This window comes from Geminocystis sp. CENA526 (assembly GCF_050753365.1).
Classification (GTDB): Bacteria; Cyanobacteriota; Cyanobacteriia; order Cyanobacteriales; family Cyanobacteriaceae; genus Geminocystis.
This window is the reverse complement of the sequence record NZ_JBLZFY010000011.1, coordinates 38,665-50,959: the sequence shown is the minus strand read 5'-3', so window position 1 is coordinate 50,959 and position 12,295 is coordinate 38,665. Positions and strand designations below refer to the sequence as shown.

Annotated in this window: 12 protein-coding genes and 2 tRNA genes; 6 read left to right on the top strand and 8 right to left on the bottom strand. The window is 34.9% G+C overall.

What is annotated here, in order from left to right; genetic code table 11:
• The first annotated feature begins 28 nt into the window (after nucleotides 1-28).
• Entirely contained in the window at nucleotides 29-559 is a 531-nt protein-coding gene (locus ACN4EE_RS05270; protein WP_431705362.1) for a hypothetical protein, read from the top strand.
• Between the two features lie 192 nt (nucleotides 560-751).
• Here the strand turns inward: ACN4EE_RS05270 and ACN4EE_RS05265 are convergent.
• The 7 genes from ACN4EE_RS05265 to ACN4EE_RS05235 all read right to left on the bottom strand — a co-directional run bounded on the left by ACN4EE_RS05265 (nucleotide 752) and on the right by ACN4EE_RS05235 (nucleotide 7,718).
• Nucleotides 752-838 (bottom strand) — tRNA-Ser (locus ACN4EE_RS05265).
• Nucleotides 839-945: 107 nt separating this feature from the next.
• Nucleotides 946-1,941 (bottom strand): nitrate ABC transporter ATP-binding protein, encoded by a 996-nt coding sequence (locus ACN4EE_RS05260; protein ID WP_431705361.1) that lies wholly within the window; start codon nucleotides 1,939-1,941, stop codon nucleotides 946-948.
• A 211-nt stretch (nucleotides 1,942-2,152) separates the two neighbouring features.
• Entirely contained in the window at nucleotides 2,153-4,156 is a 2,004-nt protein-coding gene (locus ACN4EE_RS05255; protein ID WP_431705360.1) for an ABC transporter ATP-binding/substrate-binding protein, read from the bottom strand.
• 103 nt (nucleotides 4,157-4,259) lie between these two features.
• Nucleotides 4,260-5,096: a nitrate ABC transporter permease gene (gene ntrB, locus ACN4EE_RS05250; protein WP_431705359.1), complete on the bottom strand. Its 837-nt coding sequence runs from the start codon at nucleotides 5,094-5,096 to the stop codon at nucleotides 4,260-4,262.
• 118 nt (nucleotides 5,097-5,214) lie between these two features.
• Entirely contained in the window at nucleotides 5,215-6,513 is a 1,299-nt protein-coding gene (locus ACN4EE_RS05245) for a CmpA/NrtA family ABC transporter substrate-binding protein (protein ID WP_431705358.1), read from the bottom strand.
• Between the two features lie 269 nt (nucleotides 6,514-6,782).
• Complete coding sequence (locus tag ACN4EE_RS05240; RefSeq protein WP_431705357.1) at nucleotides 6,783-7,226, bottom strand: Rrf2 family transcriptional regulator; 444 nt, start codon at nucleotides 7,224-7,226, stop codon at nucleotides 6,783-6,785.
• The gene (locus ACN4EE_RS05235; protein ID WP_431705356.1) at nucleotides 7,227-7,718 is read right to left on the bottom strand and encodes a hypothetical protein; all 492 of its coding nucleotides are present in this window, start codon (nucleotides 7,716-7,718) and stop codon (nucleotides 7,227-7,229) included. It lies immediately after the preceding gene.
• A 130-nt stretch (nucleotides 7,719-7,848) separates the two neighbouring features.
• On the opposite strand from ACN4EE_RS05235, the gene ACN4EE_RS05230 reads away from it, so the two are divergent.
• Together ACN4EE_RS05230 and ACN4EE_RS05225 are read left to right on the top strand one after the other, a co-directional pair.
• A tRNA-Asn gene (locus ACN4EE_RS05230) sits at nucleotides 7,849-7,920 on the top strand.
• A 173-nt stretch (nucleotides 7,921-8,093) separates the two neighbouring features.
• Entirely contained in the window at nucleotides 8,094-9,275 is a 1,182-nt protein-coding gene (locus ACN4EE_RS05225) for an RNA-guided endonuclease InsQ/TnpB family protein (RefSeq protein WP_431705355.1), read from the top strand.
• A 39-nt stretch (nucleotides 9,276-9,314) separates the two neighbouring features.
• On the opposite strand, the gene ACN4EE_RS05220 is transcribed toward ACN4EE_RS05225, so the two are convergent.
• The gene (locus ACN4EE_RS05220; RefSeq protein WP_431705354.1) at nucleotides 9,315-9,698 is read right to left on the bottom strand and encodes a hypothetical protein; all 384 of its coding nucleotides are present in this window, start codon (nucleotides 9,696-9,698) and stop codon (nucleotides 9,315-9,317) included.
• Between the two features lie 459 nt (nucleotides 9,699-10,157).
• Here ACN4EE_RS05220 and ACN4EE_RS05215 point away from each other — a divergent pair, with 459 nt between their 5' ends.
• The 3 genes from ACN4EE_RS05215 (at nucleotide 10,158) to ACN4EE_RS05205 (ending at nucleotide 12,265) form a co-directional block, all read left to right on the top strand.
• On the top strand, nucleotides 10,158-10,505 hold the full coding sequence (locus ACN4EE_RS05215) for a type II toxin-antitoxin system RelE/ParE family toxin (RefSeq protein ID WP_431705353.1): 348 nt from the start codon (nucleotides 10,158-10,160) through the stop codon (nucleotides 10,503-10,505).
• A gap of 12 nt (nucleotides 10,506-10,517) precedes the next feature.
• The gene (locus tag ACN4EE_RS05210; RefSeq protein ID WP_431705352.1) at nucleotides 10,518-10,694 is read left to right on the top strand and encodes a hypothetical protein; all 177 of its coding nucleotides are present in this window, start codon (nucleotides 10,518-10,520) and stop codon (nucleotides 10,692-10,694) included.
• A gap of 164 nt (nucleotides 10,695-10,858) precedes the next feature.
• The gene (locus ACN4EE_RS05205; protein WP_431705351.1) at nucleotides 10,859-12,265 is read left to right on the top strand and encodes a tellurite resistance TerB family protein; all 1,407 of its coding nucleotides are present in this window, start codon (nucleotides 10,859-10,861) and stop codon (nucleotides 12,263-12,265) included.
• Nucleotides 12,266-12,295: the final 30 nt, after the last annotated feature.

The window sequence follows — 12,295 nt, the reverse complement described above, 5'->3', positions numbered from 1 at the left end:
CCACAAATAATTGATTTTGTCAAGTTTTATGCTAGTATATATTTCAAGTCAAAAATTCATTTATCCCATAGCGAGTTATAAATTAACTCCTCAAACTTCACTTGATTACTCATTACTCTTAATGCTATATCTTGCCCAAGTTACTAAAAATATAATGTCAGGAAAGTTAGAATTACACTTACTTGCCGTAGAAGAGTCTAAATTGCAATGGACATTTTGTTATGAAAAATTTATTTCTTTGAGGGATGATCAAATCTTTGCAGAAGGACTATTATTATTGGTAGAATTGGACGATCGAGAACAAATAATTAGATGTAGAGATGCAAAAGATTGGGTACTTAAAATATTGAGAGAGTATTTAGTAGAAGGACATTACAACGCTAATATTAACATTTCTGAAGAAGAATTACGAATTGAAAAATGGCGACAGGAATTAACCTCTCAAAGTCAAGATTTAACCAGAATCAGACTCGAAATCGAAACTCGCCGTGAAGAGTTACAGGAGTTAGAACAAAAATTACATATCGAAAAACTCAAATTAACATCCCATGAAGAGTAATTAGGGGTTGCCTCATAGTATTCTGATGAGGGGAGGTAATAGGTAAATATATAATTAATTTTGCCTACTCACTTAAAGTAATGACAAAAAAAGGTTTTGAAGCGTTACAAAACCAAGGTATTATGAATAAAAGATATAAATTAAGAATGTTATTTTCAGTATTAAAATATTGAAAAATAAACGATTCTAAAACGGAGAGGGAGGGATTCGAACCCTCGTTGAAGTTACCCCCAAACAGCATTTCCAGTGCTGCGCCTTCAACCGCTCGGCCACCTCTCCAGAGAATGACACAGTTACTTATTATATCTAAGTTTATTTTTTTTGTCAATGTTTATCCCGTAAGACTATAATGTTCAAGGGGGATTACCTCCCCATGATAATTAAGCCTAATTAACTCGTTCAATATTATTTTGGGGTGTTTGTCCATTGTTACCGTTAAAGGATTGAAATAAGGCGAATCCTGCCATCGAAATTGCCACTAATCCTCCGACAATACCCGCAATTTTTAACTTATTATTGGTTGGCTCTGGTTCGATCGAATCTTCGCTAGGATCTTCAGAGTGAGCAAAACGATTAAAGAGGAAATCTAAAGCATAGTTGCGTAATTCGTAGTAACGGGGATCTTCGGTGATTTGAGCGCGGTTACGAGGACGAGAAAAGGGTATTTCTAATACTTCCCCTATTTTAGCAGAAGGACCGTTAGTCATCATTACCAGTCGATCGGCTAAAAATAGAGCTTCGTCTATGTCATGGGTAATCATCATTACTGTTAATCTATGATTTCGCCAAATTTCCAGCAATTCTTCTTGTAATTCCTCTTTAGTGATAGCATCCAATGCACCAAAAGGTTCATCTAAAATCAAGACTTCAGGGCGAATGGCTAAGGCACGAGCAATGGCAACTCTTTGTTTCATTCCTCCAGAAATTTGATTTGGTTTTTTCTTGGAGGCTTCGGTTAAACCTACCATGGCTAAATGTTCATCCACAATGGTAATTTTTTCCTGTTTATTTTTGTCGGGAAAAACGGAGTTAACCGCTAAATAGACGTTTTCCCATACATTTTTCCAAGGTAACAAACAGTAGTTTTGAAATACCATCATTCGATCGGGTCCCGGTTCTGCGATAATCTTATCTTTAAGTTTTACTGTGCCAGTAGTGGGTTGATTAAATCCCGAAATCATATTTAAAAGAGTTGATTTACCACAGCCTGAGTGTCCAATAACACAAACAAATTCACCCTCTTTAACGTTGAGGTTAACTCCGTCTAAAACGGTATAGTCACCGCTAGGGGTAGGATAAACTTTTGATACATCTTGAATAGTTAAAAAATCTGCTTTTTCTAAGGTTGCGGTAGTATTTTCAGTATTCATTAAACTTTGCATAATAACTATGAGGTGTTGAGTGTTGGGTTTTAGGTTTAGCAAATGATCAACCAAATGTCATTGCGAGGCACGAAGCAATCTCCGAAATAATGTAAGTTGTTTTGTATATTGAGCATATATAATATTCGGCGTTAATCAATAACCCACCGTGTAATAAATTACATTGAACTCAATATCTTTGAAGGAGAATAACATTGTTCATTGTTCATTATTAATTATTCATTGCTAGGTTATCAATTAAGATTTCTGATACTTGATAATCACGGCGAATGGTAAATCTTTCTAGGTAGCCAATGGGATCGTCTGGATTAAACACCATTTTGTCAAACAGTTGTAAATTATGACGATCGGGTTCAGCATCCGATAGTTCTAGTTGACGACAAGCCTCCCCGAATAAGTCTGGACGGCGCACTCTTTCGATAATTTCTACCCAGTTACGAGGAAAGGGTATATAACCCCATCGAGCTAATTGTGTTAAAATCCATAACGCCTCCACCCTTGAAGGATAGTTTGCATTATCCACAGAGAATTGATTAAACCTTAGTAATAACTCGGTTTTTGTACCGAAATTATAAGGATCAACAAAACCGGGACGGATATACTCAGAAGACATATTCAAATACTGCTCTTTTGCTAATAACTCGACTATTTCTTCTCGGTTACGTCTATCGTCACAATATTCACAAGCCTCAATCAAAGCCTTAACTAGAGCAATATGAGTTTCGGGGTGTTTTTCTACCCATTCTTCTTTAACTCCTAATACTTTTTCGGGATGTCCTGCCCAAATATCTAAGTCTGTAGCAATGACATAACCTAAATCTTGTAGGATCGATCGAGTATTCCAGGGTTCACCCACACAGTAACCGTCAATGTTACCTGCTTTGAGATTAGACACCATTTGAGCAGGAGGAATTACTGTTAAACTGACATCTCGATCGGGATCAATTCCCCCTGAAGCCAACCAGTAACGTAGTAATAAATTGTGCATAGAGGCTGGATGTACCACCCCAAAGGTATGGACTTTATCAGGACTTTGTGCAAGGGCTTGTTTCAATTCCTCAAGGTTTGTCACTCCCATTTCTTGAAACTGTTTTGCTAGGGTGATAGCGTTACCGTTACGACTGAGTACCATGGAGGTAATCATGGGAATAGAAGGTTTACCCCCTGCTCCTAAAGTCATACTCAAAGGCATTCCTGCCACCATTTGTGCCCCATCTAAACGCCCTTCGGCAATACCCCTTGCTAACTCCTGCCACGAAGGTTCACGGACTAAGTTCACCTGTTCTAGTCCATGTTTAGCGAAAAATCCTTTTTCTTTAGCTACCACTAAGGGGGCGCAGTCGGTTAAGGGGATAAAACCAAGATCGAGGTTAATTTTTTCTAAGCCGTTACCTGCAATAACTTCTTTCTGAGGGATAACTGTTCCCACTTTTTTCGATCGTTTTTGTTGGTTGAGGAAGTAAACGATTTCGTTACGCAGAGCGTAGTAACTAGGGTGATTGACCACTTCTAACCGTTGTCGTGGACGGGGGATCGGTACTTCTAATATTTGCCCAATATGAGCCTCTGGACCTGTGGTTAACATCACGACTCGATCGGACAGTAACAAGGCTTCATCCACATCGTGTGTCACCATGATACAAGTAACGTGGTTTTCTTGGACAATGCGCATCAAACTTTCTTGTAAATTTCCCCTAGTGAGGGCATCCAAAGCTCCAAAAGGTTCATCTAAAAGGAGTACTTTCGGTTTTGTCGCTAAAGCACGGGCAATGGCAACCCGTTGTTTCATCCCCCCTGACAGTTGCCCTGGTTTTTTATTGGCGGCGTGTTTTAAGCCTACGATCGAGATATTTTCTTCGACAATGGCTTTTCTTTGGGCTACGGGATAATGATTCATTACCCGATTCACTGCTAAAGCAATATTTTGACGTACCGTTAACCAAGGTAACAAAGAATAATTTTGAAATACTACCATTCGATCGGGACCCGGTTCAGTAATTTCCCTTCCCTCCAGAATAACTCCCCCATGGGTAGCATTAGATAAACCTGCCACCATATTAAGCAGAGTGGACTTACCACAACCAGAATGTCCAATTAAAGAGATAAATTCCCCTTTTTGGATTTTTAAATTAATGTTGCGTAAAGCGATATATTCTCCTCCATTTGCCAGAGGAAATATTTTATCAACGTGATCAATTTCAATAAAATTTTGCATTATTTTAAAATAATTAGGAATTAGGAATTAAGAGTTAAGAGTTAGCAATAAAAATCAATAATTATTCATTGTTAATTGTTCATTATTAATTGTTCATTTTTAACTATTTCTGTTCTGAGGGAACGACTAAAGTTGCAATAAAACTAACTAATCTATCTAACAATAAACCGACTAAACCAACATAAATTAAAGCAAGAATAATTTGACTCATTTGTGAACTGTTATAAGCATCCCAAATAAAGAAGCCAATACCTACACCACCTACTAACATTTCTGCCGCAATAATCGCTAACCAAGATAAACCAATACCGATTTTTAAACCAGTGAAAATATAAGGAACTGTGGAGGGAAATAAGATGTTGAAAAAGTACTCAATTTTAGATAATTTAAGCACTCTGGAAACGTTGTTATAATCTTGAGGAATTTGTTGCACTCCCACAGTGGTATTGATGATAATAGGCCAGATTGCGGTGATAAAAATAACAAAAATTGCGGAGGGATCAGCTTGTCTTAAAGCCGCTAAGGATATGGGCAACCATGCTAAAGGCGGAATGGTTCTTAATACCTGAAAAATAGGGTCTAATGCTTGATAAACTAGGCGATTTGCACCGATTAAAATACCTAATGCAATACCCACGATCGAGGCTAAAGAAAAGCCAATAGCGACTCTTTGTAAACTAGCTAATAATTGCCAAAATAAGCCAACATCTGTACCTCCATTATGAAAAAAGGGATTAATAATATAAGGATCCCATGTTTCTTTAATTACGGTAATAGGAGAAGGTAAATTTGGTTTTTCTCCTGAACATAAAATTTGCCAAATTGCTAATAATATGAATAAAGCAACGAGGGGAGCAATAATTTGTCGGGCGTTTTGAGAATAAAAAATATTACTTAAAATATTGGCACTTTTTGAAGATTTTTGAGTTCTTGAGATCATGATTTTAATTTATAATAAATAGTCGATCGTTAATAATTAATAAATGAAAAAAATTCATTAATTTAGCATTATCATTGAGCCTTAATTGTTAATTGTTAATTGTTAATTGTTAATTATTTTAAGTTTTTTTGATTTTTAATCCATCTAAATAGGCTTGAGGATTTTCAGGATCAAATGTCACACCATCAAAGAAAGTTTCCACACCACGAGAAGTACTGGTGGGAATTTCCGCATCAGGTACGCCAATGGCTTTCGCCGCCTCTTTCCACAAATCTTCACGATTTACTTGATCCACCAGTGCTTTTGTATCGGTATCCGCAGGAATATAGCCCCAACGAATATCCTCCGTTAAAAACCATAAATCATGACTCTTGAAAGGATAGGAAGCGTTATCTCTCCAGAATTTCATGGCATAGGGGAAGTTTTGCTCTACTCTACCATTACCAAAGTCGATATTACCTTTCGATCGTTCCACAATATCCTCCACGGGAACTTTAAACCATTTATCTTGAGAAACAATTTGACACATTTCTTCCACATTATTAGGATCATCACACCATCTTTGAGCTTCTAAAACCGCCATTAATAAGGCTTTGGCCGCTTTGGGATTTGCGTCCACCCAATCCTTGCGTAAGGTAAACGCTTTTTCAGGATGATCATTCCATAATTCACCAGTAACTAAGGCACTATAACCAATATCTTGGTTAATTAATTGAGCATTCCAAGGTTCACCCACACAAAAAGCCTCCATGTTACCTACCTTCATATTCGCTACCATTTGAGGAGGAGGTACGGGAATAACAGAAACATCGGTATCGGGATTAATACCTCCTGCCGCCAACCAATAACGCATCCATAAATCATGAGTACCACCGGGGAAGGTAATGGCAAATTTAGAATCCTTATTTATTTTGTCTTTGATAACAGAACTATCAAGTCCTACATTTGCCTCTTTATAGGCATTACCGATCGAAATAGCTTGTCCATTGGTGTTTAATCTTGCCAAAAGATACATAGGTACTGGTTGATTACTTTTGGTAATTGTACCCAATGTCATTAAATAAGGCATAGGGGTAAGAATATGAGCTCCATCAATACCACCACCAGCCGAACCTAATTCGATATTATCTCTAGTAACAGGCCAAGATGCTTGTTTTAATACTTCTACCCCAGTCATGCCATATTTATCAAAAAATCCTTTTTCTTTAGCAATAATTAGGGGGGCAGAATCCGTTAAAGCGATAAAACCTAACTTGGCGGAGGTAACTTCTGGGGCATCACCACTAACGGGAGTGGTAACAGGGGTTTCAGTGGTGGGTTGTTCGTTGCCTCCAGTGGTGCAACCATGTAAAATAGCACTACCTAAAGCGGTAACTCCTGCGGTGAGAATGAATTTTCTTCTGGATACTTGGGACATAGATTAACGGATGTTCCTAATTTATTTTAATATTTGTTAAGTTTGATGTACATATTTAAAAGGTTTACTATGGTTCAATTTGTATTTTTCGTCACAAAATTTTAAAAATTTGTAAAAAACACATTATTTCTATGCTTTTTGTGCATCAAAACTCCCACAATCTTTTGAAATTATCCATTTACAAGAAAAATCAAGGTTTTGATATTCTTTCGCTGTCGCACTTGATTGACATAATTTAGTTATGATTGCCTAAGTTCTGATCTTGTCCGTTAAACAATGAAATTATTATCTTCACCTTGAGATGCTTGACGACTACGAGCATCATAATATAAATCCGCTAAAGTAATACTAAAAATAGCCTCTTTAAACTTTTTATTTAAACGACTCCATAAAGTCATTGTCACCCAATCTTCTGCCGAATCTTGATTTAAACTATTGGGTGATAGGGGATCAATTTTGTCTCCCACTGCGATTAAAATATCCCCTAAAGAAATTTCTTCTGGAGGTAAAGCTAGTATATAACCTCCCTGCATTCCTCGTATAGACTTGATTAAACCTGCATGGCGAATCTTAATTAAGATTTTCTCTAAATACGGCGCAGGTAAATTTTGGCGAGTAGCGATCGAATTTACGGATATAGCTCGATCGACCCCTTGCAAACTCATATCTAGTAAGGCTTTTACAGCATAATAACCTTTTTTGGTCAACTTCATTTAGTTAACTTCAAGATGCAATACATAATGACCTAAATTAAGATGATTACTCCACAACTCGTACTCAATGCGTAAAGATTCAGGAGTAGAAGTTCCCTTAAAAGTGAGATTGCGAGTAAAATTGCGAAGGTAGATACTATCTTTTGCTTGATTACTCTCTCCATTTTCATTCAACCAATAACGGCTTTTACCATAGATACCCCTTTCCCAATAATGACGATAATTGACACCATTTTTGTTTTGTTGCGTCATAATTACCCGAAAAGGAGATATTTCCAACCAAATTAAATTTTTGCCGTTTTCTTCTTCGTTTTCCTTGGGGAAATAAAAATTAGTATCGTCAGTAATTTTACTAAACTCGACATTATTTAAGACTAAATGAAATCTATTATTTTCCCTTTGATATAATGTAGCGATGGCTTCTAAATGCACAAGAATCTCTAAATTAGTAGAAAGATAAGAAAGGGATATGGAACGATGATCCGTTAACATGGTACAACCTCTAAACTTGCTATATTCAGCATAGATCGAAAATGCCCATATTGATAACCTTGTTTAAAAAAAATTTGTGAACCCCTTGCTTTTTTTTTTCTCCTTCGCTATAATAATTTAATGTGAGCAATCCTCGATAGCTCAGTGGTAGAGCGGTCGGCTGTTAACCGATTGGTCGTAGGTTCGAATCCTACTCGGGGAGTTTAAAATAGTAATTTTTACTGAATAAAAAAATAACTGACTAGGTTTTGATAAGCTCAATTTCTTAGTCAGTATTTTTTTAGCGTAGTCGAAGTATGAATCACGGTCTGGATTTATTGCATAAAATCATATTATCATGTTAACATAAATTACATTAAAAAGAATTTGTCCTAAATGCTTAAAGTTGTCAAAGTGAGAATTTATCCAGATACATCTCAAAAAGTGCTTCTAGCTAAGGCTTTTGGCTCTTGCAGATGGGTGTGGAATCATTTTCTTAATTTGATCAATGAAACTTACAAAGCCACAGGTAAAGGATTATCTAGTTATGATGTCAAAAAGTTACTTCCTCAATTAAAGAAACAGGAAGACACTGCTTGGTTATCAGAAACTTATTCTCAATGTTTACAACAAGTTTGTTTGAATTTGGGTGTCGCTTTCAATAATTTCTTTGAGAAAAGAGCAAAATATCCTAATTTTAAATGTAAGCATGGTAAGCAATCTTTACAATATCCTGCAAATGTTAAGGTAGAAAATGACTGTTTAAATGTTCCTAAAATTGGTTTAATTTATACAAAATTTCATCGTATTATTGAGGGAACAATTAAGACTGTTACTATTACTAAAAACTGCTGTAATCAATACTATGCTTCTATCTTAGTGGATGATGGTAAAGATAAACCAGAAGTAAACTCTGAAGGTAAAGCTATAGGGATTGATTTGGGTTTAACTCATTTTGCAATTACAAGTGATGGTAGTAAATTTGATAACCCAAAAATACTTAAAAAGCATGAAGCTAATTTAAAGAGAAAACAGCAACAGTTATCTAGGAAACAAAAAGGTTCAAATAACCGAAATAAGTCAAGATTAAAAGTTGCTAGAGTTCATAAAAAAATCACTAATTGTCGTGAGGATTTTCTGCACAAACTATCTCGTAGGATAGTAAACGAAAACCAAGTGATTGCAGTAGAGAATCTGAATGTTAAAGGTATGATGCAAAATTATTGTCTTTCTAAAGCTATACAACAAGTAGGTTGGGGACAATTCTGCACTATGCTTAAATATAAGGCTGAACAGGAAGGAAAAGTTTACATTGAAGTGAACAGATTTTTCCCAAGTTCAAAAACTTGTCATGTATGCTTAAACAAAATAGGTAGCTTACCACTAGATGTAAGATATTGGACTTGTTTAAAATGCGGTACAAAACATGACAGAGACATAAATGCGGCAATTAATATCCGAGATGAAGGACTACGAATGTTACAGACCTCTGGAACGGGGGATAAAGCCTATCGTCAAACTGTAAGTCATAGTAATAGAGGACGTAAGAAATCTACTACTATGCTAGTTTCTGGGTAGGAAGCCTACACCATAATCTTTGATTTGGTGTACGGTAGTTCACATGTTTTCTATACCGCAGGTTAAAGGACAAGAAGCATAAATGGAATTTTGATTAATTTTATCTTTATCAGTTTCATGTAACCAGCCTAACCACTGTACTTCATCAGGGCGAATACCTTTGATGCTTAACAACAAAGAAGAAATTAAGATGATAACCGTTGTTATTCCTAAAAATCCTCCTGATACCAGTACGATCGCACTAGCAGGTAAAATCGACTGTAAGACGATAGCGGCTAAGACTCCCACCGTCATCAAAATGACTACTAAGGGAAAACCTACCACCAAAAAGCACACTGTTAAAGTCAATGTCCAGATGAGAAAACTTTTTGTCATAGATAATAGATAACTATTTCCCCAACCGCTTCTGTTAGATACTTGCATTGCTTTTGATACTCCCTAAAGATTTTGACGACAATAAACGAGTTTAAAATTTTTATAAACTCTCCGTAGAAATAACTATTTAGTTTATTTCCTTATAGACAGTATAAGAAAGATAAAACGGAAATGAGGGTTTTTGTAATGATTCTTTACATTCGATCGATGATTTTTGTGGTAATTTTCGGACTCTAAGGCTTATTATGCTTGATCCCCAGTTCATTTCTGAGGAGTTCAGAAAAATTTGTTACATTTCTTCATATTAATCTTTTTTTTCTCATTTTTAGTTAGTTGACATTTAAGTTTACTGATTGAGAGAGGGAAAAGGGAAAAGGAATTTTTAAGAATTAAGAAAAAATGCAACTTAAATGCGTTTGAGCTTCCTCATCTTTATCGGCAACCTATAATGTGATGTAATAGATAATGATAAATGCACGAAAAGTGTGTTGATTTTATATTTAATCTATGAATTGGCAAATATTATTTCATGATGATTTTTTACCAGAATTTAATCAGTTTAATCAAGAAGTACAAGATGAACTGTTAGCTATTGCCAATCGCTTAAAAGAAAAAAGACCACAATTAAAAAGACCATTTGTCGATACATTGAAAGGCTCAAAATACAAAAACATGAAGGAAATAAGGTTTAATACTGATGATGGTGTTTGGCGAGTAGCTTTTGCTTTCGATCCTCAAAGAAATGCTATTTTATTAGTAGGTGGGGATAAATCAGGTATTAGCCAAAAACTATTTTATAAAACATTGATTAAAAAAGCTGATTCTCGCTATCAACAATATTTGAATAAACTTTAGTTATAAAAAACAATGGCTATAACATTAGAAGAAATAATGGCAAAAATGCCAGAAGAACGTCAAAAAAAAATCTTAGCAAGGGCTGAAGAATTAAAAAAAGAAGAAGGAGATTTTCGAGCAACAGAAGTTTTATTGATAAAAAAACCACGTCAAAAATTTCCAAAAGCAAAAAAATTAATCAAAAAATAACAATATAGGTTACTTGTTAAAATGAATCTATCAAGCTCAATAATTCTTGTACCCTATCTCGATCGAATTCTGGCTAGAAATAAATTTATGGCTCTTCATAACATAATTGATATTATCATAGATAATGAGAAAATATTACTTAAACAATAATAATAAATCAAAAAATGTTACATCCATCAATATTATCTCCAATCATTAGCCTGATTCAGAATTTTATTATAGGAATTATCAAGTTATTATCAGAAGTATTAATTTCTGCTGTTCTTTGGAAATTCGTTCAATCTCGAATCACCAAAATTCCTCGCTATATTAGACTATTACTTTATATCTATACAAGTGAAAAGCCAGAGTCAAAAGTCCATCAACAAATTACAATTACTTTACTAATACTGAGTACAATTTTATCTTCCATTGCGGGGAATTTTTTAATCATCGGTATTCCTATAATTCGTGAGATCACAGTAGCGGTATCACTATTAGTAACATTGAGTATAATATTAGCGACTATGGAAATAATCATTCGACAGTGTGGAGATGACTATTTCAAAAGTGTTAAAGATATTAATATTAAGGAAGATATACAAGAGATAGAAAAACTTTTGGGAGCTGCTTGGAATAAATTAATAGAGCAACTAGAAACACTATATACAATTTTATTACCAACGATCGAAAAAGAGTTTAAATCAATCTCAGAAGAAATTGAAAGCTATTTTAAACCTAACTTACAGGACTTATACATTTATATAAACACTACACAAGGAACAGAAATAGTATTCAGTAAATCCAGTCTCAAAAAAATTGGTAATAGTTTAGAAGCGTGGCAAAAAAGTCTCCGATCTGTCCTACAAGGAAGTGTTGCTGGTAGTGCAGTAGGCTTAGGTGTATCTTCGGTGGCAAGTTCAATATTTGTACCATCAACTATATGGACTTCATTAGCTTCGATTTTAGGCATTCACACAGGGGTTGCTGTGTCAGCTTCTGCTTTCACGATGTTAACAGTCGGTTTACCCGTTACTTTAGCCGTCACCACAGCAGGAGGTGCGATGTATTGGAGTTTTAAAAATATGAGTAATAATGAAAAAAACAGAGAAAGTCAATTTTTCGCTAATTCAATTATTGCTACAATTCCTATGGGGTATGCTGATGGATATTTTTGTGAAAAGGAAAAAGATGTCATTGATCAATTAACTAACAATAACCGAATTATACAAGAAGACCATGATCGTATTTATAAAGCCATAGAAACAAACAAATATAAATCTTTTAACCAAGTTTGTAAGGATAACTTATTCCTAAAAACAGGAGATTCTAATGCAGAAATACAACATACATTATTACTATACCAAGCATGGGAATTAGCTAAAGTTGACGGAATAATACATCCAAAAGAAATTGAGTTATTTGAACGAATGGCTGGTATTTTAAAAATTAAACCAGAAGTGGCTCGTAATATTCAAGGTATGTTAACACCAGAATTTACGATAAAGAAAAGAAGATATGATACTCCTTTCAATCTTAATAAGGATTATATTCCTTTAATATCTCTGATGGATGATTTTATCTATTCTTGAGCTACATATTATAAAACGAAGTCCAAAATA

Coding starts and splice junctions, on each gene's coding strand:
- ACN4EE_RS05270 (WP_431705362.1), top strand. CDS start 29: ATGCTAGTATATATTTCAAGTCAAAAATTCATTTATCCCATAGCGAGT.
- ACN4EE_RS05260 (WP_431705361.1), bottom strand. CDS start 1,941: ATGCAAAGTTTAATGAATACTGAAAATACTACCGCAACCTTAGAAAAA.
- ACN4EE_RS05255 (WP_431705360.1), bottom strand. CDS start 4,156: ATGCAAAATTTTATTGAAATTGATCACGTTGATAAAATATTTCCTCTG.
- ntrB (WP_431705359.1), bottom strand. CDS start 5,096: ATGATCTCAAGAACTCAAAAATCTTCAAAAAGTGCCAATATTTTAAGT.
- ACN4EE_RS05245 (WP_431705358.1), bottom strand. CDS start 6,513: ATGTCCCAAGTATCCAGAAGAAAATTCATTCTCACCGCAGGAGTTACC.
- ACN4EE_RS05240 (WP_431705357.1), bottom strand. CDS start 7,226: ATGAAGTTGACCAAAAAAGGTTATTATGCTGTAAAAGCCTTACTAGAT.
- ACN4EE_RS05235 (WP_431705356.1), bottom strand. CDS start 7,718: ATGTTAACGGATCATCGTTCCATATCCCTTTCTTATCTTTCTACTAAT.
- ACN4EE_RS05225 (WP_431705355.1), top strand. CDS start 8,094: ATGCTTAAAGTTGTCAAAGTGAGAATTTATCCAGATACATCTCAAAAA.
- ACN4EE_RS05220 (WP_431705354.1), bottom strand. CDS start 9,698: ATGCAAGTATCTAACAGAAGCGGTTGGGGAAATAGTTATCTATTATCT.
- ACN4EE_RS05215 (WP_431705353.1), top strand. CDS start 10,158: ATGAATTGGCAAATATTATTTCATGATGATTTTTTACCAGAATTTAAT.
- ACN4EE_RS05210 (WP_431705352.1), top strand. CDS start 10,518: ATGGCTATAACATTAGAAGAAATAATGGCAAAAATGCCAGAAGAACGT.
- ACN4EE_RS05205 (WP_431705351.1), top strand. CDS start 10,859: ATGTTACATCCATCAATATTATCTCCAATCATTAGCCTGATTCAGAAT.